Below are 20782 nucleotides of genomic sequence, written 5' to 3'. Positions count from 1 at the left end.
TTGGTTGGTTCTGAGAATCTACCGCAGGGGTTACCTGCCGCAGGATCCAAACGTGTCATCGAACCGGTTGACGAATGCTGCCATTGCGTCACGGGCTACCGGGGTAACCGGACGGTAGGTGCCGTCGCCCCAGCCCTCGGAGATCCCGGTGTCTTTCATCCAGGAAATTTCCTCTTCGAACATCTTGCCCTCGGGAACGTCCGAGAACGGAGCGCCACTGGGGTCGACGTATTCGATTGCTTCCTCGTTCAGGCAGATCTGCCCGGCGAAGCGCTTCAGGAACGCAGCCATCGCGTCCCTGTTGACCGGGGTGACCGGACGGAAGGTCCGGGTACCATCGGCTTCGGGCCAGCCGGTGGACAGGCCCGTGGAGTGCATCCACATGATCGCGTCGAAGTGCTCAACCCGATCGGCTTCATCAGCCGGGAAGGCGATGTCGCTGAACGGTGACTCCGCAGGCAGACGGTATTCCGGTTCGCCAGCAAGGCGGTACAGGAACGCGGCCATCGCGTCGCGGTTGATGTTCGACAGCGGGCGGTACGTGCGGGTGCCGTCTGCTTCGAGCCAACCGGTGGCGAGACCGTTTTCGGCCATCCACTCGATGTGGTCCTGGTGCTCGTTGCCTTCGATGTCCGTGAACTCGACGACCTCGACGCCGATGGGCAGGCGCACCATGGTGCCGGAGTCTGGCGCAGTCAGGCGGAAAGTCGCACCGAAAGCGTCGGCCGGAACGGTGAACGCAATCCGCGCGGCACCGTCGGTGACGGAGTAGGTGTCAATTTCCACTGGATCTCCGTCGCCGACCGAGTAGGACAGGACGATGCTGGTGTTGGTGGGGCTTCCCAGCGAGGTCAGGTCCAGCTTGGAGACGTCGAAGGCGACTTCCTGGCCGGGTGCCACGATCTCCGGAGCATCCTGGACTGCCACAGCGCGGCGGTCGAAGGTTGGAGAAAGTGGTGAGTTGGCCTCGATGTAGTCGAACCAGGCATCGCGGTCCACCAGACCTGAGTCCAGGGTGTCGCTGCCTTCGGTGAAGACAGGGAAGTCGTCTCCTCCCTGAGCCAGGAAGCTGAAGGTTCCGATCCGGTAGTCCCGGGCCGGATCCAGCGGCTCCCCATCGATGCTTACCGATGTGATGCGTGAACCCTGGGCGGCCGCGGGGTCGTAGGTGTAGGTGACGTTATCCGACAGTCCCAGGTGCGCGAACGCGGTGCGGGAACCACCCTCGCGGGGCCACTGCTGTTCGAGCAGTTGGGTGAACTGTTCCCCGGTCAGCGTGGTGGTCCACAGGTTGTTCAGGAATGGCAGCACCGCGTTGGCTTCAGCCACCGTGATGTCACCGTTCTCGTCGTAGTACAGCTCGGCGCGGAGGCCACCCGCGTTGGCTACGCCGATCTCGGCGCCGCCACGTTCGGCAGGTGCCAGCGAGGACAGCAGCGAATCGGCGACCAGGTTGCCGAGGGTGGACTCCGAGGTGCGGTCATCGCGTGAGTCACCGACGAACGCTGTGGTGATGTCGTCGGTGACCTTGCCGAGAACCACGCTACCGAGTTCCTTAGCGGTCTCCAGTGCCTGGTTGACGATGGTCTGGACCTCGGCGACCCGTGGGTACGTGGAGGCCAGAGCCGCGTCGTCGGCAGTGGTGCGGGGCACGTTGCGTGCCTCGTAGTCGACGACGTCACCTGTCGCGATATCGACGGTCAGTTCAACCTGACCAATGAATTCGCCGTAGGACCCGGTCTGTACGATCGGACGGGTTTCTCCGGCTTCACCCGGCACTGGCGCATCCGATGCGTAGAACGAGTGGGTGTGACCGTTGAAGATCGCGTCGACGAGGGGAGTGGTCTCGTTGACGATCGCCTCGAATTCGCTGCCCGGGATGATTTCCGGGAGCACTGTCGAATCTTCGCTGGAGCCATCAGCACCAGCGTGGAACTCGGCGATGATGACGTCGGCGAGGCCGCCGTCCTCAATCTCCTGTGCTACCCGGTTCACTGCTTCCACGGGGTCCCCAAAGTCGAGGTCCGAGATGCCGCCCGGGCTGACCAGAGTGGGAGTCTCGACGGTGACCGCTCCGATGATTGCAACATCGATGCCATCAACGGTGAAGATGTCGTACTCGTCCATCGCTGGATCTTCGGTGCCCTTGGTGTAGACGTTGGCGCCAAGGTAGGAGAAATCAGCGAGGGGTTCCACGCGGTCCGTGAGGTCGGCGAAGCCGCCGTCGAACTCGTGGTTTCCGACGGCTGAGGTGCTCAGTTCCAGTGCATTCAGTACGTCGATCGTGGGCACGTCGCCCTGCGATGAGGACGCGTAGAGTGACGCTCCGATGTTGTCGCCAGCAGAGATGAACAGGGTGTTCTCCTCGCCTGCGGCTTCACGCAGCTGCTCCACTGTTCCAGCGAACTTCACCGTGTTGGCGTTGATTCGTCCGTGGAAGTCATTGATGTTCAGCAGGTTGATCTCAGCCGTGGTGCTCGGCTCGGTCACCTCGGCGTCGAGATCCAGACCAACAATCACGGGGTCGTGGTCGCTGGCACGGTACTGGTCCGGGGTGTAGTAGTTCACCGGGGTGTAGTTGAACCGGCTGTACTCAAGCGCCAGCGATTCCACTGCGTTGATGTTCCAGATGTCCACGCCGGTCACGGTTGCATCCGCCTCGGGTGAGGCGAGGATGTGGTCGAGCGACCCGGACTGTCCGCCGAAGACGTACGAGTACTTTCCGGTCTCCAGTCCCTGGTTGATGTATCCGGCCTCGTAGAACACCTGCATGGGGTCTTCTGCGGAGTAGGAGTTGAAGTCGCCCGTGAGGAAGACGTTCTCGGTGCCGGCCTCATCCTGCATGGTGTCGGCGAACGCCACCAGAGCGGTTGCCTGCTCCACACGGTCAGCGTTGGAAGCGCCCTGGCCGTCACCCTGGTCAGCGTTTTCGCCTGAACCGGAACCCTTGGACTTGAAGTGGTTCACGATGGTGAGGAACTTGGTCGACTCGTCGCCGTCCGCGGCCTGGAAGACCTGGGCCAGCGGCTTGCGGGCGTTCGAGAACGCAATGTCGTCGTCAAGGATGACCGACTCGCCGACGGTTTCCACGGCTGCGGTCTTGTAGATGAATGCGTTGCGGATCACGTCTTCGTTGGCCGGAAGGTCAGCGGGGGACCGAACGTAGTCCCAGACGCCGGGCTCAGCCTCGTTCAGTGCGGCGGTCAGGGTAGCGAGGGCTTCGTCGCGGTCCTTGCCGAAGGCTGCTGAGTTCTCGATTTCTTCCAGCGACACCATGTCGGCGTCGAGGTTCGTCAGGGCATCAACGATCTTCGCTTCCTGACGCTCAAGGCTCTCAATGTTGGCCGCGCCGCGTGCGTCACAACCGCCACGGACAGTGATGGGGTTGCCTGCGCGGTCGTTGAAGTAGGTGCAGCCCTGGAGCTCAGCTCCGGTGGTACTGAAGTAATTCAACACGTTGAACGAGGCGATCTTGATGTCGCCGCCCACATCAACGGGGGTGGCTGGACGCTCTCCCGCGAAGGTTACAGGCTGGACCGTTTCGGCGTTCTCAGCGGTCAACTGGGTCACCGGCTGGAACCGCCACACGCCGAAGTCGAAGTCGACAATGACGTCGGAGGTGAATGTCGCCGTGCCGTTGACCCGGACCGGATTATCGAGCGACAGGTAGGGCAGGGCCAGGTCCCTGTTCTGCACATAGTCCACTGTGGCGCCGTCGTCGAGCGTAACTCCGAGGGCGCTGTTGGTGGCCTGCACCGCGAGGTTCTCGGGGGTACCCGGAGGTGCAACCTCGGTGGGCTGGACCAGGGCGTCAGGCCCGGAAGCCAGATCGATTTCGCCGTAGCGGTTCAGGTCATAGTTGTCGGAGACGGTGAACTCGCCGTCGGGCCTGATTAGCATGCTTTCCAGCAGCTCACGCTCTTCGGCGGTTTCAGGCCACGCGGTGACGAGGGACTTGACCTCTTCGGCCGGCTCGGTGAGGACGCTCGCGGCTCCCGCGATTACCTCAATCTGGGTGACCCCGAAGTTCTCCGAAACCTCACCGGTAACCTCTACGTGGTCACCTATCTCCATCTCATTGACGGTTCCCGGGGAATAGATGAAGATGCCATCGGAGGCGGTGCGCCCGGCCGAGGCGGTCACGCCGGTGCCCTCGGTCTGGATCACGTAGCCGTCGATGCCCCCCGTGGGGTAGGCAGCGGTGACGACGCCCCGCGTAGTGAGGGTGTCACCCACAAACGGTGACGTGTCAGTGGTGCCCTGGATCTCGGCAATCGGGACTACCTCACCCGCGGTGGGGGGTTCCGGCTCGGGCTCCGGTTCAAACGTGCCGGTCTCGCCGTCGGCGTTCGTCGGAGTCACAGCTTCATTCAGGGTGAAATCGGCCGAGTTGTCGTTGGTGTCAACGAAGTCAGTCCGGTTCAGGGACCGCGGATCGGAGTTGGTGTCCGGCTTGGGTGCGACAGCCGTTTCGAAGGTGTTGGAGGACCCATACCCCAACAGGTCTTCGACAGCCGGGTTGTCGGTTACCGAGCCAACTGCCAACGGGTCGACTGCCGTCGAACCGTTGGACAGGATCAGGGTTCCGCCGCCCCCGGCGAAACTTGCTCCGATGGTGGCATCCGTTGCAGGAAGTGCGACTCCATTGTCAGCATTGCTGGAGCCACCAATCAGGTAGTAGCCATTTGCCGGGATGATTCCGCTGAGCGATGACACCCCCGTTGGTGCGCCGGTGCTCCCCGATGCGCGGTACTGCAGCGACCAGCCGCTGATGTCGACCGGTTCGTTGGTGGTGTTGCGCAGTTCGACAAACTTGTTCAGATACGGGGCGTTGGCGCTGCCGCCATTGACGTACGCCTCATTGATGACGACGCCGTTTGGCGCCGCATAGGCGGGTAGTGCTGCGATCGGCGAGGCAAGAAGCCCGACCGTGATCACGGCACCAAGCCCGCCCTTCCATGACGAATGTTTCATCCGGTGGTTCTCCTTGGCTTTTGGCTGCTGACAGCCGCGAGTGAGTCCGCAAAAAGACAGCATCTTCGAACGGTTATTGGCCCGAGATCTGGACAATTGTGATCCAGATAACCAAATGGGTCAGGTTCGAGCCAATCAGACAATAGTGAACGAGAGATTACGGAAAGTGAAGGGCCAAGGCGATTGTGGTTAACAAAAAGTTGGCCCCGGCAACTACCGGGACCAACTTTTTGTTACGGGCGGAAGGTAAGAGATTCGAACTCTTGGTACGGGGTTACCGCACACTGGTTTTCAAGACCAGCTCCATCGGCCGCTCGGACAACCTTCCCAAGTGAGTAGTGTTTCACGTAGTTTCCAGTTCAGCCAAAAACCATTCCCCCGGAGGACCCTTTGAGAGCAGTAGTCATCACTGAACCAGGTGGGCCGGAGGTGCTCTCCGTGTCCCAGGTGGCGGCACCCCCTACGGAGCAGGGCGAGGTGCTGATCGACGTCGTCGCCGCCGGATTGAACCGGGCCGATGTCCAGCAGCGTCAGGGCCACTATCCTCCGCCGGCGGGTGCGCCGGAGTATCCGGGTCTGGAGGTCTCCGGGAGGGTTGCTGATCCCGGTGCGTCGGGATTTGCCGTCGGGGACGAAGTGGTGGCGTTGCTGGCCGGCGGAGGCTATGCGGAGCAGGTAGCGGTACCGGCAGGCCAGGTGCTGCCTGTTCCCGCGGGCGTGGACCTGGTGGCGGCTGCGGCACTGCCGGAGGTGGTAGCCACTGTCTATTCGAACCTGTTCCTCACGGCACAGCTGCAGCCGGGGGAGCGGGTGCTCATCCATGGGGGCTCCGGCGGGATCGGGACCATGGCTATCCAGTTGGCGCTCGCGTTTGGAGCCATCCCCATCGTCACCGGAGGGTCAGCGGGGAAGCTTGAGGTCGCCCGCAGCCTTGGCGCCGCGACCTGCATCAATTACCGGGAGCAGGACTTTGTGGCCGAGGTGGCCGCCGTCACCGGAGGCAAGGGGGTCGATGTGATTCTCGACGTCGTCGGCGCCAAATACCTGGCGCGGAACGTCGAGTCCCTCGCGACTGGTGGGCGCCTGGTGGTGATTGGGCTGCAGGGCGGAGCGAAGGCCGAACTGAATCTTGGCGCCCTGATGACCAAGCGCGCCTTGGTGGCGGGCACCACCCTCCGGGGCCGTCCCGTGGCCGAGAAAGCATCCATCATGGCTGCAGTGCGGGATCACGTTTGGCCTCTGATCGCATCCGGGTCGGTTGCAGGGATGGTGGACCGGACCTTCCCGCTGGACGACGTCGTGGCGGCGCACCAGTACTTCGATTCCGGCGAGCACACGGGGAAGATCCTGCTCACCATCGATCCTGCCCATTGACCAGCGGCCGCCAGTGGGATAGTCCAGACAATCCCACTGACGGCGCTGATCTGGTGGGAAATCATCCTTCATTTGCGGTGTGTCCGACATACCTTTCGGCGCAGAAAAGTTGCCGCCTGGCAGGATGCCAACCCCGAGGGGCGCTGCTGCTAGACGGCCTCTTGACCACAACTGCCCGCCCACTGGTGAGTCTGCTGAGCATGAACGTTGATGCTCAGCAAACCGCACCGGTGGGTGGGCGGTTGTGCCTGGACTTCAGCCGTCCCTGACCAGCAGGATCCCTGAGCGGGTCGGTTACCTGTCGAAGTGCGTGGTGGTGGGAGCCTGGTTTGCCGACGCCACGACGGCGCTGGCGACGTCGCGCAGTTTAATGTTGCGGGCGCTGGAGGCGGTCTTCAGGATTTCGACGGCCTCGTTCTGGGAGCACCGGTTCTGGGCCATGATGATGCCAGCTGCCAGGTCGATGACGGTGCGTGACTGCATCGCCGCTTCCAGATGCTTGCTGGCATCGCTGAGCTGGGCCATCCGCACCGCCAGGCGCAAGGACTTGGAGGCCTCCAGGGCGAACGTCTCGGCGGCCGCGACGGCGTCGTCGTCAAACGCGTTCGCTTCGGTGGAGTAGAAGTCGAGTCCGGCGCGGGACTCACCAACCAGCGGCACGGGAATTCCCAATGCAGAGCGGAGGCCGTGTTCGGCCACAGCGTCCCGGTAATGAGGGAAGCGGGTGTCATGAGGGATGTCCGGAACATGAACAACCACGTTTTCCCGCGCTGCCCGCAGGCAGGGTCCATCATCGAAGGCGTACTGGATTTCGTCGGTCCGCTGGGCCAGCTCGCTGCTGCTGGCAACGGTTCCCATCGTGCGGGGCCGGAGCAGGGTCAGCCCACACAGGACCTCGCCGGAGGCTTTCGATGTGAGGGTGGCGGCGGCCAGCTGCGTCAGCCCCGTGAGGAAGGTGCTCACGTCGTCGGTGTCCATCACCATGTCCAGCAGGACGTTGTGAACGTCCGGTTCCATGGGGGGGACTTTCGACATGATGCTCTCCGTTCCGGGCGCCGTCCAGAGACTCCCTACCTGACGAACTCAACTGTAATCGTTGAGAGCGAAGTGTTGGTCATAGCTGCCCCCGAAGGCTGTGGATACGATGGCTGAAGGTAGGTCCGGATGGGATATGGTCATAGTCAGGTTGAGCAGACAGCCACGGGAACTTCTCCTCAGTAAGCAGGATTTTAATGGCGACAGTGCTGCACGGATTGCCCCTCTGGGCCCCGGTCAAGACATCCCTTTCTCTCCGCACGGCGGATATCCTTCACGCGCACATCCCGCTGGCTATTTCGCGCCTGTAGACGCCCTACCCTGCGTCCGGCCAACTGGTGTCCCACCCGCTTGGCCCTGCTGTTGAGTCAGCACCTCCCAGCACTAAGTCATTTGGAAGGACCCCTCATGAACGACATCACCCGCCTCGCTCCCGATGAGCCGTTTCCGGAAGACCTGACCCAGCTCCAGAACGTTGAAGTTGAGGTCCTTAACAGCAGGATTCATCGGGAACTTGATGCCGAGTACGTGCGCTATGGTCTTCCGGATCCGGAAACGGAGGGACGCCTTGAGGAGCTCACCGAGGAACTCGACCGCCGCGAGCACGAGAACTACCGGGCCGATCTGGCTCCGACGGAGCGTGCCGGCGAGTAGTCGCAGCCGGACGGCAGGGGGCCGGGGGGATAGGCTGGAGGATTCCCCGGGCCGGCGGGCCTGCCCCTCATGAGACGATAATCCCATGAGTGAACAGCAGGGATTCGACCATCTGGACACCATGCCGACGCCTTCCGTCGCACCGGCATGTCCACCTGCCCAGCGTTCGCACGCCTAAGCGGCCATGGGATTTTTCACTGCTGCCCGTCAAGGACGCAAGGACGACGCGGAACTGGGTACCGGCGTCTGGCGTCGCGCGCACGACCGTTTTCGGCGAGGCCTGGACCGTTACCACCAGATCCTGGAGGGGGTGGCCGACGACGACGTCTACAACCAGCTCGCCCGGCTCGCCAACGACCTGGGACCGCTGCTCGAGCGGGTACGGGTGGTCTGCGTCACCGCTCAGGCGTCCTCCCCAAGCGAGGGAATGGATATTCCCGGAGCCCTCACGCCCGTGCACCGCGCATTGTCGCGGGCCGGCAACGCCCTGGCCACCACTGCGGAGGCGGCAGCCATGGCACGGCTCGACGGCGAACGGTGGGGGCTCGCGTCAGCCGGCGTGGAGAACGTCAGACGCCGGGCCGAGCTGGTGGAAGAAGACATCGCCGATGCTGAGCGCCAGTTGGCCAGCAGCTAGCCCCGTGGATCAGAAGTAGGCTGACGAAATATTTGGGCGCGGGCGGCGGTTCACTTAACCACACAGTATTTATTCGCATCGCGAAAGGCATACATGACTACCTCACCGAACCTTTCCTTCCACAACGGCGTCACCATCCCCCAGCTGGGTTACGGGGTGTGGCAGGTTGACGACAACACCGCCGAAGACGTCGTGGGGCGGGCCTTCAAGGCTGGCTATCGCCACATCGACACGGCTGCCGCTTACCAGAACGAGGCAGGTGTAGGCCGGGCGATCGCCAATTCTGGCCTCGACCGAAGCGAACTCTTCATCACCACGAAGCTGTGGAACGCCGACCAGGGCTACGAAAGCACCCTGAAGGCCTTCGACACCTCGATGGAGAAGCTCGGCCTGGAAAAGCTGGATCTGTACCTGATCCACTGGCTGCAGCCCAAGCAGGGCAAGTACCTTGATACCTGGAAAGCTCTCATCGAGCTGCAGAAGCAGGGCCGCGTAACCTCGATCGGTGTCTCGAACTTCACCGTTGAGGCACTGCAGGAGATCATCGACGCAACAGGCGTGGTCCCGGTCATCAACCAGGTGGAAACCCACCCGTTCTTCAACCAGGCCGAGCTGCGGGCGTTCCACGAGGACAAGGGCATCCTGCACGAGTCCTGGTCGCCCCTCGGGTCAGGTAAGGGGCTCCTCGAGGACCCCACCCTGGTGGAGATCGCTGCCAAGCATGACGCCACACCGGCGCAGGTTGTTCTGGCCTGGCACCTTGCGCTTGGCAACGTCGTAATCCCGAAGTCGGTCACCGAATCACGGATCGTCGAGAACTGGGACGCACTGGACGTCACGCTCGACGCGGGCGACCTCGACGCCATCACCGCACTCGACAAGGGTGCTGACGGCCGGATTGGCGCGGACCCGGCAACTGCCGACTTCGCCTAACAACCCGTTCCGATAAGGAACCTGGACGATGGTGGGTGTCTTTGCCTGCCATCGTCCAGGTTGCTCACTATGGCGGCATCGCATGATCCAACGTCGGTGGTATCTTTCATCTTGTAACCGTCAGCGCAGGGGCAACAGTTCTCGGCCTAGCTAAAAGCGTGCTGGCGACTCTCGCACCAAAAGAGTTGGGGAACTCAAGATGAAGCGGTCCAATCACAGCATGACTGGCGCAGACCCGCACCAACAGAGCCTGATGAGTGACGGATGCCCGGGATGAGCGATTTTGTATCGGCAGTCGCTACGGCCATCATTGGCGCCCGGACTGGTTCGCAGAAGGCCGCTTCGGTGTTGATGAGTCTGCACCCTGACCAAGCGGCAATGGTCTTAGGCATGTTTTCGCCCAGCGAAGTTGCAGAAATTACTGCCGAAATGATGCGGCTATGCGAGGCTGGTTGGGCCCCCGTTAGCAGTCCAGCGGCTATGCGATAGCTAATTGGTTCTCTGCGGTCCAGCGTTCCCAGTATCTGGACGGAGTCAGTCCGTCGAGGGATCCGTGGGGTCGTTCATGATTATAGATCTCTTTCCATTCGTCGGCCAAGTATTTCGCCTCGGCCATCGTGTCCATGATTTCTCCGGTCAGTTGTTCCCTTCTGAATTGGGCGTTGAATGATTCGGCGAATCCGTTCTGCCAGGGTGAGCCCGGGTCGATGAACGCGGTATCGACTCCGGCGGTGGCACACCAGTCGATCAGCGCGCCGGCGGTGAACTCCGGACCATTGTCCGATCGGACATAGGTTGGCACGATGCCGGTTTCGGCGATGATGTCCTCCAGCACTGCGACCACATCGTTGGAGGTGAAGGACCGGCGCGGGATGATGGCCAGGGCGGTGCGGGTGTATTCGTCGATGACGTTGAAGAACCGGATATGCCGACCGCAGGAAGTCACGTCGGATTGGAAGTCGAAGCTGACCACGTGCATCGGGTACTCGGCCCGCAGGCGCTTGTGCTCGCCGGCGCCGGGACCGGTGCGGCGCTTCTTGCGCGCCTTGGGCTTGCACGTGAGTCCTTCGAGGCGCCAGAGCCAGCGCACGCGCTTCTTGTTCAGCGCCACGCCGTCCCACTGCGGTTGCTCGAGCAGGTGCCAGCGCGCCTTGCGCCAGCCCCACGCCGGATGCTTGCCGGCAACAGCCCGCAGATCAGAGCGCAACTGTGCCTCTTCAAAGCTGACCACGGGTCGGCCTTTGCGCAGCGCTGACCGGTTCTGCCCCAACACCTTGCAGGCGAACCTCTCGGACGCCCCGAACTTCTCCTGCGCCATACGAACGGCGCGGTGACGTGGTTCGGGGCTCAGAATTTTCCCCGCGCCACCTCATTCAAAATGTCATTGGCCAGGACCTGATCGGCTAACAGCTTCTTCAGTCGCGCGTTCTCCTTCTCGAGGTCCTTGACGGCCTTGGCCTGGGTGGCGTTCTTCTCGGACCCGTACTGCTGCAGCCACCGATACCAGGTCGCCTCGGTCACCTGTAACTCTTTGATGACCTCGATCATCGGTCGTCCGTCGTTGAGCATCTTCTGGCCCTGACGCACTTTCGCGATGACCTGATCCGGGGTATGTCTACGTGCCATAATCTGTGAATTTCCTCCTGCATCCATTATCGGATGCGAAACTCACACAGTCACCGGACTCCTACCCGGGGACCCAACCAAGGCGACCCCGCCCCAGTTGGATGCGCTGCCATCCCATAGCAGCCGGACACCTTGGCAACCGTACTGTGCTGCCCAGACTTAGTGGAGCCTCCTGCCAGAGTCGAACTGGCGACCTTCTCATTACGAGTGAGACGCTCTACCGACTGAGCTAAGGAGGCTGAAGCTTCATGGAACACGCGTTGACGCGGCCCAATCCACAAGCGACAACTCTATAAGAGCAGCCGCGTGCAGGTCAAAAGCGAGTAACCCGGGGCGCTAGTCGCAGCGCACTCCATCCTCAGGCACCGTCCCGTCGACGAAGTACGCGTCCACCAGGTCTCCGATGCAGTCACCTGCACGGCCGTAGGCGGTGTGGCCCTCGCCCTCCCAGGTGACGTGCACGGCGGTCTCCAGTTGGTCGGCCAGGGCCAGCGACCAGTCGTACGGCGTCGCCGGGTCCCCGGTGGTCCCGATGACCACGATCGGTGCGGCATCCGGCGCCGACGCCGGTGCGGGTTCGAGCACGGGGCCATACTCCCACGCGTCACAGGTGACGCCGCCATAGGCAAGGTACGGGCCAAACGTGGGGGAGACCTCCTCGAGTTCCTCGGCATCAGCGTTGAGCTCTTCGAAGTCGCTGGTCATGGGGTAGTCGAGGCAGTTGATGGCGACGAACGCCGCGTTGCTGTTGGTGGCGTAGACGCCGTCGGGCCCGCGCTCGGCGCCCAGGTCGGCCAGCTCCAGCATGGCCGTGGGGTCGCCCTGCAGTGCCTGGTCGATCGCGGCGGACAGCAGAGGCCAGTTGTTGTTCTCGTAGAGCGGCAGGATGAAGCCGGAGAAGAAGGTGCCGATGGTGACCAGGCGCCCGTCCGAGGCCGTCATGGGGCTTTCCTCCACCGAACGGAACAGCTCCTGGATCACTGCGACACCCTGGTCCACCCCGGACGGCAGGGGACACTCACTGGACAGCTGGCAGTCAGCCACAAACGTGCGCAGGGCGGCCTCGAAGCCTCGGGCCTGGCCCAGGGTAATCTCCTCGTTGCTCAGCGACGGATCCACGGCACCGTCAAGGACCAACCGGCCGGTGTTGGTGGGGAACAGCTCGGCATACGCGGTACCGAGCGCGCTGCCGTAGGAGAAGCCCAAATAGTTCAGCTGCTCATCACCCACCACGGCCCGCAGGATGTCCAGGTCACGGGCTGCGCTGTCGGTGTCGATGTAGCCCAGCAGCTCGCCGGTCCGTTCAGCGCACTGCGCGGCGAATTCCTCCGCCTCGGCGGAAAGCGTCTCAAATGCCTCGGCGTCCGGGATACCCGGCTCCAGGAACTCCAGCCGGTCCGCCTCGCGTTCCTCGTCCGTCAGGCAGTCGACGGCGCTGGACTGCCCCACCCCGCGCGGGTCGAAGCCGACGACGTCGTAGTGCTCGCGCAACCGGTCGCTGGTAATGAACGGCAGCGCATCCCTGACAATGTTGACGCCGGACCCGCCCGGGCCGCCCGGGTTTACCAGGACGGTGCCCTGTGCCTCGCCCGTTGCGTCGCTGCGGATGACTGCGACGTCGATCGACTCACGCGAGGGATCAGCGTAGTCCAACGGCATCTCGATCGTGGCGCAGGCGAACGCCTCCTCGCACAGCTCCCACTGAACTACCTGGGTGTAGAAACCTTCAAGGTCCGCAGGGACCTCGCCCACCACCTCCGGGGCGGCGGACTCCACCCCGACCTCCGGCGAGTCACCTGACCCGGGCGAAAGCAACTGGCAGCCCGAGAGCACCAGAGCGCCAGACAGGACGACGGCGGCGGTAGCCAGGCGGCGGGGTGAAAATCTTCTCACGCGGTGTAATCCTTTTCGGGCAAAAGACTGACGGCCATCGCCTCGATGGCCAGGAGCGGTGCAACGTTGGTGTTAACGATCCGGTCGCGCACTTTGTTGATTGCCTCGATCCGCGCCAGCGTCCCCTCGGGGGTGCCGCCGCGGGCAAACGCCTCCAGCTCGGGGCGGAGCGGCTCATTCACGAGGTCCCTCCCGCTGGAAACCTGCAGCATCAGCACATCCCGGTAGAACGAGGTCAGATCGGTCAGCGCACGGTCGAAGTAGTCGTTCTTGGACCGTTTGGCCCTGCGGGTCTGGTCATCCTCCAACCGTTTGACCTGCCCCCGGATAGCCGGCGGCAGGGTGCCGCTTTCGGGTGCGCCCAGCGTCGCCAGCAGGGCAGCCTTCTCCTGGGCGTCCCGCTGCTCGAAGGAGCTCTGCGCCTCGGCCTCAGCGAGTTTCACCAGGTCCGCTGCGGCCTTCATCGCGCCGGCTACATTCTTCAGGTCCAGGGGCAGCCGGACGATCTGGTTCCGCCGGTCCCGCGCGCCGTCGTCGGTGGCCAACCGCTTCGCGACGCCGATATGGCTCTGCGCCGCCCGCGCGGCAGCTTCCGCGGTGGCCGGGTCGATGCCGTCGCGGCGGACCAGCAGGTCGGCAACATCCTGCACCGGGGGCAGCCGCAGGTTCACGGCGCGGCACCGCGACCGGATGGTCACCAGCACGTCGCCGGGGCTGGGTGCGCACAACAGCCAGATGGTCCGGGGCGGTGGCTCCTCGATCGCCTTGAGCAACACGTTGGTGCTGCGTTCCTGCATCCGGTCGGCGTCCTCCACGATGATGACCCGCCAGCGTCCGGTAGAGGGCTTGTCCTGGGCCTTGCGGACCAGTTCCCTGGCCTCGTCGATACTGATGGTCACCTTCTCTGTGGTGACGTTGGTGATGTCAGCGTGGGAGCCGGCGAGTGCTGTCCGGCACGCCCGGCACTCCCCGCAGCCCCGCTCGTCCAGGGGCTCCCGGTCGCACAAGAGTGCCGCCGCGAACGCGCGGGCTGCGTTGGACCTGCCCGATCCGGGTGGGCCCGTGAACAGCCAGGCGTGGTTCGGCTGGTCGGCGGACGCCGCACGCTTCAGCTGCTCGACCACCGGCTCCTGGCCCATCAGGAAGGTCCACACGCTCATCCGAGGCGCTCCTCGACGGCGGCGAGGATCGCCGTCGCCAGTTCCTCGACGGGCTGCCGCGCGGGCAGCACCAGGTACTGCGCAGGGCTAGCCGCGGCCCGGTCCAGGAAAGCACCCCGGATCAGGGCGTGGAACGCGTCGGGCTCGGACTCCAGCCGGTCTTCCGCGCCGTTCTGGACGCGACGGCCACGGCCCTCGAGCGGCTCGACGTCGAGCAGCACCGTCAAGTCGGGCCGCAGCCCCTCGACGGCCCACAGGTTGACCTCGAGGACGCTGTTGGTGCCCAGCCCCCGGCCGGCCCCCTGATACGCCACCGATGAGTCGATATACCTGTCACAGACAACGACGGCGCCACGCGACAGGGCGGGCAGGATCGCCTGATGGACGTGGGCTGCTCGTGACGCGGCGAAGATCAGGGCCTCGGTGCGGGGGTCGATCTCGCCCTGCCCGTGGTCGAGAACCAGGGACCGGAGCTTCTCGCCGATGGTGGTGCCACCGGGCTCGCGGGTGCGCAGCACTTCCAGGCCGCGCTCCTGCAGGGCAGCAGCCAGCAGGCCGGCCTGGGTCGACTTGCCGGCACCGTCGCCGCCCTCAAAGGCGATGAAAAGCCCGGACGTGCGGCGGGGGGAAGGTGTAGTCACCTGCCCAGCCTATCGAGTCTCACCGACCTCCCGGTTAGCGTCCCAACGCCCCACTCCCAGCGGGCCGGGGAGAGCAGTCACATTTCACCCGGTTGCCACAGCCAACTACCCTGAATCCATGACCCACCACGCTGACCACGAGCTCGCCCAGGACACCATCGTGGTGGCCTCCGGACGCCCCCCGCGGGAGCATGACGCCCCGGTGAATCCGCCGATTGTCCTGTCCTCCACCTTCCACGAGGCCGTCGACCCTGCTGTGGGGGACCGTATTTACGGCCGCATGTCCAACCCCACCTGGGACCCGTTCGAGGAGGCCCTCGGCCAGCTTGAGGGTGCGGCCCTGCCCGCCCTGGTGTTCAGCTCCGGTCTTGGCGCCGCGGCGGCCGCGCTGTCACTCGTGCCGACGGGCGGCGTCGTCGTCATGCCCCGCCACGCCTACGCCGGTTCCCTCAGCCTCGCCGACGACGAAGCGGCGCGCGGCCGGTTCGCCCTCGTCCGGGTGGACGTCGCCGACACCGACCAGGTGCTCGCCACGCTGGACACAGCAGACCTGCTCTGGCTGGAAAGCCCGACCAACCCGATGCTTGAGGTCGCCGACCTCCGCACCCTCATCGCCGCTGCGAAGGCCGCCGGAGTGACAGTGGTCGTCGACAACACCTTCAACACGCCGCTGGTCTGCAAGCCGCTCGACTTCGGCGCCGACGTCGTGCTGCACTCGGTCACCAAGTACTTGGCGGGCCATTCCGACGTCGTCCTCGGCGCACTTGCCACCTCCGACGCCGCAGTCCGGACGGATCTGCTCAAACACCGCACCCTGCACGGTGCCATCGCCGGGCCCTTCGAGGTATGGCTGGCGCTCAGGGGGCTGCGTACGCTCGCGCTGCGGGTGGAACGGTCCCAGGCGAACGCGCTCTACCTGGCGGATAAACTCGCTCAGCATCCCGCCCTGACAAGGGTCCGCTTTCCCGGGCTGGCCACCGACCCCGGCCACCAGCGCGCCGCAGACCAGCTGAACGGGTTCGGCTCGATCATCAGCATCGAACTGGCGGATGTTGCCGCCGCCGAAGCCCTCGTTGCCGCCGTCCGCCTGTGGCTGCCGGCTACCTCACTGGGCGGCGTCGAGTCTTTGATTGAACGACGACGGCGGCAGCCGGGTGAGCCCGCCACCGTGCCGGAGGCGCTGGTCCGGCTGTCGGTCGGGATCGAGAATCCCGAGGATCTGTGGGCGGATTTGGAGCAGGCCCTCGCTCCGCTGCGACCAGGCGGCGACTCCACCCGATAGGCTTGTGCCGTGGACATCGCATATGACATTCGGAACTATCTGTACCTCGCGCTCGGTTTGGTGGCGCTGGGCATTGAGATCTGGGCACTCATCGACTGTGTAAAGCGTCCCGCGGCCAACTTCGAGGCCACGATGAAGCGCACCAAGGGCTTCTGGACCGCGATGACCGGTGGCGCTGTCGCCGTCGGCGCGCTCACCGTGCTGGTGACCTCCACCGGGCTCTTCGGGCTGCTGCAGATCGTCGCCGTGATCGCCGCCTGCGTCTACCTGGCCGACGTCAAGCCAGCTGTCTCAGAGGTCCGTGGCAGCAGCGGTCCCTACGGCCCCTGGTAACCGTTCGCGGGTAATAGAACCGCGCCACAGGTGAACCTGCGGCGCTCATGCGGCAGACTGAACCTATGACTTCCTACAAAGTGATCCTGCTCCGCCACGGCCAAAGTGAGTGGAACGAGAAAAACCTGTTCACCGGCTGGGTCGATGTCCCGCTGACCGAACAGGGCCGAGCCGAAGCCATCCGCGGCGGGGAACTGCTCGTCGAAGCCGGCCTGCTTCCCGACATTGTGTACACGTCCCGGCAGAAGCGGGCCATCATCACCGCGAACCTGGCACTCGAGGCGGCTGACCGGAGCTGGATTGACGTCAAACGCCACTGGCGGCTCAACGAGCGCCACTACGGTGCCCTGCAGGGCAAGGACAAGGCGCAGACCCTCGCGGAGTTCGGCGAGGCCCAGTTCATGGAGTGGCGCCGCTCCTACGACACCCCGCCACCACCCATCGAGGACGACAGCGAATTCTCCCAGGCAAACGATCCGCGGTACGCGGACCTCGGCGACGCCATCCCCCGCACCGAATGCCTCAAGGACGTCCTGGACCGGTTCCTCCCATACTGGGAATCAGACATCGCGCCGGACATCAAGGAGGGCAAGACGGTCCTCATTGCAGCGCACGGCAACTCCCTGCGCGCGCTGGTGAAGCACCTCGACGGGATCAGCGACGGCGACATCGCCTCCCTGAACATCCCGACCGGCATCCCCCTGATCTATGAACTGGATGAGAACCTCGTTCCGGTCAAGGCAGGCGGCACCTACCTCGACGCCGACGCCGCGGCGGCAGCGATTGAAGCCGTCGCCAACCAGGGCAAGCACTAGCACCCAGGGTCACGAGACCACCACAGCACGAACGACGACGGCCGGCCCCGAGGGGACCGGCCGTCGTCGTTCGTGCTGCGCCGCACCAAAGGCGGCGTCAGTTCAGCGGAGCGCTGGGCTGCCATTCACCGGTGACCAGGTAGGTGACCTTGCGTGCCACTGAGACGCCATGGTCAGCGAACCGTTCGAAATAGCGGCTGGCCAGTGTCACGTCCACGGTGATGGGCGCCGAGACGTCCCAGTCCGGGGCGGCAATAGCCTTGAAGACCCCTGCGTGCAACTCGTTGATCCGTGCGTTGTGCGCGTAGATCTCGTTGCTGAGCTGCAGGTTCCGGGTCTCGAGCAGCTCGTTCACCTTTTTGGCGATCTGCTGATCCAGCTCTGCCATCTCCTCGAAGGTGGGGCGGATGGCCGCCGGGATCACGTGTTCGGGGTACCGCAGCCGTGCCAACTGGGCCACATGCCGGGCCAGATCACCCATCCGCTCCAGTGATGCACTCATCCGCAGCGCCCCCACGATCATCCGCAGGTCGCTGGCGACGGGCCCCTGGAGGGCGAGAATGTCGATGGCGCGCTCATCAAGATCATTCTGGAGGAAGTCGATGCGTGCGTCGGCGGCAATCACATCCTGGGCAAGTTCGGTGTCAGCGGTCTCAAACGCGGTGGTGGCTTTGCCCAGCGCCTCCGCGACCAGCTGCGAGATTTCGATGAGCTGTTCACCGATCTGATGAAGCTCTGCCTGAAAAACCTTCCGCACGGGAGGCATCCTTTCCATAGAGATGACTGCGTACGTCTATGCACAGTCCCACACAGCACATTCTCAGTTGGTGATGAACTGTTATGCACCTTTGAGTGAACGTTAGTTGAACCACTTCCCTATTGCCACCGGAACACCCTTCCGGGCACGGCTGGTACGCATAAGCTAGGCATTGTGGATCCCGTTCTTCTCATCCTTGTTGCCGGGCTTGTCGGCGTCGCCCTGGGCACAGCTGGCATGGCTGCCTTCCGGCTGAGTGAAATCCAGCGCCGTTCCCTCCTTTTTGTCGACGAGCCGACCCTGCCCGAGGGGGCCGCGGAGGTCTTGTCAATCATCGGACGCGCCTACGTGGTGGTTGATGCGATCGACGGCGTGGTGCGGGCCAGTCCCGCCGCGTACGCCTTCGGGCTGGTCCGCGGGCACACGGTGGTGCACTCCGAACTGCTGGAACTCACCGCCCGGGTGCGCCGCGATGGGGTGATTGAGCAGAAGCAGCTGGAGCTGCCGCGTGGACCCCTGGGGCAGGGAACGATCATCGTGCTCGCCCGGGTGGCGTCCCTGGGGGAGGAGTACGTCCTGATCCTCGCCGACGACCGGACGGAGATCACCCGCACCGAGGAAATCCGCAACGACTTCGTGGCGAACGTGTCCCACGAGCTCAAGACCCCCGTGGGTGCGATCTCCCTGCTCGCTGAAGCGCTCGACGACGCCGCGGAGGATGAGGAAGCCGTCCGCCGGTTCGCCCGCAGGATGCACAAGGAGTCAGCCCGCCTGTCCGCCCTGGTGCAGGACATTATTGAACTGTCGCGGCTGCAGGGTGCCGACGTCGTGCGCCGCGGGCGCCCCGTCGATATCAACACGGTGATCGCGGAGGCGGTGGACCGCAACCGGCTCCCGGCGGAGAGCAAACAGATCGACATCGTGGTGGGCGGGCGCATCGCCGAGCCGGTCTACGGGGACCCCGACCTGCTCATGACGGCGTTCAGGAACCTGATCGACAACGCCATCCGCTATTCGCCCGAGGGCACCCGGGTGGGGGTGGGGCTGCGCTCCCGCGACGGTCTCGCCCAGATCTCGGTCACCGACCAGGGCATCGGGATCACACCTGAGGAACAGGAACGGGTTTTCGAGCGGTTCTACCGGATCGATGCTGCCCGCTCACGGCAGACCGGTGGCACCGGGCTGGGCCTGAGCATCGTCAAGCATGTGGTCTCCAACCACGGCGGCGAGGTGACCGTCTGGTCCCAGTCCGGCCAGGGGAGTACCTTCACCGTCCGGCTCCCGGAGATGGAAGCGGACAGCGATGCCGCCGACGGACTCGGGGCCACCGAGAAACGCGCCGACCGGCGCGTCGAAGCGTCGCCCGGGAAGTCCGGTCCGTCGGTCGAGAAACAGGGCGGACCGTCCGCCCACGAACAAGGAGTGAGCGTTTGACCCGCATCCTGATGGTGGAGGACGAAGAGTCCTTCAGCGACCCGCTGTCCTACCTGCTGGGCAGGGAGGGTTTTGAGGTCGCGGTGGTGGGCGACGGCAATGAGGCGATCGTCGAGTTTGACCGCGCCGGCGCTGACCTGGTGCTCCTGGACCTGCAACTGCCCGGCCAGTCGGGGACCGAGGTCTGCCGGCAGCTGCGCCAGCGTTCAAGTGTGCCGGTGATCATGCTCACCGCCAAGGACTCCGAGATTGACAAGGTTGTCGGCCTGGAGCTGGGAGCCGATGACTACGTCACGAAGCCCTACTCCTCGCGGGAGCTGGTGGCGAGAATCCGTGCGGTGCTGCGGCGGCAGGCCGAGCCCGAGGAGCTGATCTCCACCACTGTGCAGTCAGGGCCGGTGCGGATGGACATCGAACGGCACACGGTCAGCGTGAACGGCGCCCCGGTGTCGATGCCGCTGAAGGAGTTCGAGCTGCTCGAGATGTTGCTGCGCAACGCTGGTCGGGTGCTGACCCGGGGGCAGCTGATCGACCGGGTCTGGGGCTCGGACTACGTCGGTGACACCAAGACCCTTGACGTGCACGTCAAACGGCTCCGCGGGAAGATCGAGGCGGACCCGTCCAACCCCAGCCATCTGGTGACGGTGCGCGGCCTGGGCTACAAGTACGAGTCCTGAGATTTACTCTTCCTCTTCGCCTGTTTCCACCGGCGTTGGGGTGGGCTCTGGGGTGTAGCCACCGGGAACGTAGTCGCGGTACTCGGCCAGGGTACCGTCCAGCACGGGGACCCGCAGTTCGGCGGTCTCGGAGTTCACGACGAAGTTCAGGTCGACCAGCGCGCCGGGGATCTCGCTGACACCCTCGAGCACGCCGTCGTCGGTGGTCTCGTCCTCGAAGACCCACTTCCCTTCGGCAGGGACGGTGATGTCCACCGTCGAGTTCTCACCCTCGATGGTCAGCTGCACTGCCGAGTCGGTGGGGTTGAACACCGTGCCGAGGATGGTGCCCGGCTCGCCCTCTTCGGAGGTGATGATCAGGATGTTCCGCAGTTCCAGGGGGCCAACCTCGTCGACGATTCCGTCCGAGGCCGCGTACTGGATCGTGGTGGCCTGCTCACTGGTCACACTGCAACCGGTGGCACCAAGGAGAGCGACCAGTGCTGCACCAGCAGCCAAGCTCCGGGTCGCCCGGATGTGCTGCAGGGGGTTGATTCGGTCACTCTTCACAGCGCAAA

At 64.3% G+C, this 20782-nt stretch carries 18 protein-coding genes and 2 tRNA genes; 10 read left to right on the top strand and 10 right to left on the bottom strand.

Annotation, left to right across the window (positions count from 1 at the left end; genetic code table 11):
• Positions 1 to 30: 30 nt before the first annotated feature.
• Positions 31 to 4974, bottom strand: coding sequence for an ExeM/NucH family extracellular endonuclease (locus tag H4V95_RS18510; protein WP_245345754.1), 4944 nt, complete (start codon positions 4972 to 4974; stop codon positions 31 to 33).
• A 240-nt stretch (positions 4975 to 5214) separates the two neighbouring features.
• Positions 5215 to 5302, bottom strand: a tRNA-Ser gene (locus H4V95_RS16580).
• 62 nt (positions 5303 to 5364) lie between these two features.
• Here H4V95_RS16580 and H4V95_RS16575 point away from each other — a divergent pair.
• Entirely contained in the window at positions 5365 to 6348 is a 984-nt protein-coding gene (locus H4V95_RS16575) for an NAD(P)H-quinone oxidoreductase (protein WP_196866419.1), read from the top strand.
• 294 nt (positions 6349 to 6642) lie between these two features.
• Here H4V95_RS16575 and H4V95_RS16570 read toward each other — a convergent pair whose 3' ends face one another.
• Positions 6643 to 7383 (bottom strand): GAF and ANTAR domain-containing protein, encoded by a 741-nt coding sequence (locus tag H4V95_RS16570; RefSeq protein ID WP_209731107.1) that lies wholly within the window; start codon positions 7381 to 7383, stop codon positions 6643 to 6645.
• Between the two features lie 408 nt (positions 7384 to 7791).
• Between H4V95_RS16570 and H4V95_RS16565 the strand changes: the two genes are divergently transcribed.
• The 4 genes from H4V95_RS16565 to H4V95_RS19045 all read left to right on the top strand — a co-directional run bounded on the left by H4V95_RS16565 (position 7792) and on the right by H4V95_RS19045 (position 10096).
• Positions 7792 to 8037 (top strand): hypothetical protein, encoded by a 246-nt coding sequence (locus tag H4V95_RS16565; RefSeq protein ID WP_196866421.1) that lies wholly within the window; start codon positions 7792 to 7794, stop codon positions 8035 to 8037.
• 184 nt (positions 8038 to 8221) lie between these two features.
• Positions 8222 to 8674, top strand: coding sequence for a hypothetical protein (locus H4V95_RS16560; RefSeq protein ID WP_209731106.1), 453 nt, complete (start codon positions 8222 to 8224; stop codon positions 8672 to 8674).
• A gap of 93 nt (positions 8675 to 8767) precedes the next feature.
• Entirely contained in the window at positions 8768 to 9607 is an 840-nt protein-coding gene (locus H4V95_RS16555; RefSeq protein WP_196866423.1) for an aldo/keto reductase, read from the top strand.
• 264 nt (positions 9608 to 9871) lie between these two features.
• A complete protein-coding gene (locus H4V95_RS19045; protein WP_395939853.1) occupies positions 9872 to 10096 on the top strand; it encodes a hypothetical protein in 225 nt (74 codons plus the stop codon).
• Here H4V95_RS19045 and H4V95_RS16545 read toward each other — a convergent pair.
• The 5 genes from H4V95_RS16545 to tmk all read right to left on the bottom strand — a co-directional run bounded on the left by H4V95_RS16545 (position 10086) and on the right by tmk (position 14927).
• Positions 10086 to 11233, bottom strand: a protein-coding gene (locus H4V95_RS16545) for an IS3 family transposase (RefSeq protein WP_209731104.1) whose coding sequence is annotated in 2 segments (ribosomal slippage) — positions 10086 to 10969 and positions 10969 to 11233 — 1149 coding nt in all. Because the reading frame shifts where the segments join, the coding sequence is not laid out codon by codon here. The genes H4V95_RS19045 and H4V95_RS16545 overlap by 11 nt on opposite strands.
• A 163-nt stretch (positions 11234 to 11396) precedes the next feature.
• Positions 11397 to 11472: transfer RNA gene (locus H4V95_RS16540), tRNA-Thr, on the bottom strand.
• Positions 11473 to 11569: 97 nt separating this feature from the next.
• On the bottom strand, positions 11570 to 13126 hold the full coding sequence (locus H4V95_RS16535) for an alpha/beta hydrolase (protein WP_209731103.1): 1557 nt from the start codon (positions 13124 to 13126) through the stop codon (positions 11570 to 11572).
• The gene (locus H4V95_RS16530) at positions 13123 to 14286 is read right to left on the bottom strand and encodes a DNA polymerase III subunit delta' (protein ID WP_196866459.1); all 1164 of its coding nucleotides are present in this window, start codon (positions 14284 to 14286) and stop codon (positions 13123 to 13125) included. The genes H4V95_RS16535 and H4V95_RS16530 overlap by 4 nt, the downstream gene beginning before the upstream one ends.
• Complete coding sequence (gene tmk / locus H4V95_RS16525; RefSeq protein ID WP_209731102.1) at positions 14283 to 14927, bottom strand: dTMP kinase; 645 nt, start codon at positions 14925 to 14927, stop codon at positions 14283 to 14285. Before tmk ends, H4V95_RS16530 begins: the two co-directional genes overlap by 4 nt.
• A 118-nt stretch (positions 14928 to 15045) precedes the next feature.
• On the opposite strand from tmk, the gene H4V95_RS16520 reads away from it, so the two are divergent.
• The 3 genes from H4V95_RS16520 to H4V95_RS16510 all read left to right on the top strand — a co-directional run bounded on the left by H4V95_RS16520 (position 15046) and on the right by H4V95_RS16510 (position 17357).
• Complete coding sequence (locus H4V95_RS16520) at positions 15046 to 16209, top strand: PLP-dependent aspartate aminotransferase family protein (RefSeq protein WP_209731101.1); 1164 nt, start codon at positions 15046 to 15048, stop codon at positions 16207 to 16209.
• 9 nt (positions 16210 to 16218) lie between these two features.
• Positions 16219 to 16542, top strand: a complete 324-nt coding sequence (locus tag H4V95_RS16515; protein ID WP_196866462.1) for a DUF2516 family protein — start codon at positions 16219 to 16221, stop codon at positions 16540 to 16542.
• 65 nt (positions 16543 to 16607) lie between these two features.
• Positions 16608 to 17357 carry a phosphoglyceromutase gene (locus H4V95_RS16510; RefSeq protein WP_196866463.1) on the top strand — a complete coding sequence of 250 codons (750 nt, stop codon included), beginning with the start codon at positions 16608 to 16610 and terminating at the stop codon, positions 17355 to 17357.
• A gap of 97 nt (positions 17358 to 17454) precedes the next feature.
• Here the strand turns inward: H4V95_RS16510 and phoU are convergent, their stop codons facing one another.
• A complete protein-coding gene (gene phoU, locus H4V95_RS16505; RefSeq protein ID WP_171586118.1) occupies positions 17455 to 18114 on the bottom strand; it encodes a phosphate signaling complex protein PhoU in 660 nt (219 codons plus the stop codon).
• Positions 18115 to 18288: 174 nt separating this feature from the next.
• Between phoU and H4V95_RS16500 the strand changes: the two genes are divergently transcribed.
• The gene (locus H4V95_RS16500) at positions 18289 to 19548 is read left to right on the top strand and encodes a cell wall metabolism sensor histidine kinase WalK (RefSeq protein WP_196866464.1); all 1260 of its coding nucleotides are present in this window, start codon (positions 18289 to 18291) and stop codon (positions 19546 to 19548) included.
• Positions 19545 to 20225 carry a response regulator transcription factor gene (locus tag H4V95_RS16495; protein WP_196866465.1) on the top strand — a complete coding sequence of 227 codons (681 nt, stop codon included), beginning with the start codon at positions 19545 to 19547 and terminating at the stop codon, positions 20223 to 20225. Before H4V95_RS16500 ends, H4V95_RS16495 begins: the two co-directional genes overlap by 4 nt.
• Positions 20226 to 20228: 3 nt before the next feature.
• Here the strand turns inward: H4V95_RS16495 and H4V95_RS16490 are convergent, their stop codons facing one another.
• Positions 20229 to 20774, bottom strand: coding sequence for a hypothetical protein (locus H4V95_RS16490; RefSeq protein ID WP_196866466.1), 546 nt, complete (start codon positions 20772 to 20774; stop codon positions 20229 to 20231).
• Positions 20775 to 20782 lie beyond the last annotated feature (8 nt).

It is taken from the genome of Arthrobacter sp. CAN_C5 (assembly GCF_017875735.1).
In the GTDB taxonomy this organism is placed as follows: Bacteria; Actinomycetota; Actinomycetes; order Actinomycetales; family Micrococcaceae; genus Arthrobacter_D.
This window is presented reverse-complemented; position numbering and strand designations above follow the sequence as displayed.

Bases quoted from the DNA above. Each gene is read 5' to 3' on its own strand.
- H4V95_RS18510 (WP_245345754.1), bottom strand. From the start codon at position 4,974: ATGAAACATTCGTCATGGAAGGGCGGGCTTGGTGCCGTGATCACGGTC.
- H4V95_RS16570 (WP_209731107.1), bottom strand. From the start codon at position 7,383: ATGTCGAAAGTCCCCCCCATGGAACCGGACGTTCACAACGTCCTGCTG.
- H4V95_RS16565 (WP_196866421.1), top strand. From the start codon at position 7,792: ATGAACGACATCACCCGCCTCGCTCCCGATGAGCCGTTTCCGGAAGAC.
- H4V95_RS16560 (WP_209731106.1), top strand. From the start codon at position 8,222: ATGGGATTTTTCACTGCTGCCCGTCAAGGACGCAAGGACGACGCGGAA.
- H4V95_RS16555 (WP_196866423.1), top strand. From the start codon at position 8,768: ATGACTACCTCACCGAACCTTTCCTTCCACAACGGCGTCACCATCCCC.
- H4V95_RS19045 (WP_395939853.1), top strand. From the start codon at position 9,872: ATGCCCGGGATGAGCGATTTTGTATCGGCAGTCGCTACGGCCATCATT.
- H4V95_RS16530 (WP_196866459.1), bottom strand. From the start codon at position 14,286: ATGAGCGTGTGGACCTTCCTGATGGGCCAGGAGCCGGTGGTCGAGCAG.
- H4V95_RS16520 (WP_209731101.1), top strand. From the start codon at position 15,046: ATGACCCACCACGCTGACCACGAGCTCGCCCAGGACACCATCGTGGTG.
- H4V95_RS16510 (WP_196866463.1), top strand. From the start codon at position 16,608: ATGACTTCCTACAAAGTGATCCTGCTCCGCCACGGCCAAAGTGAGTGG.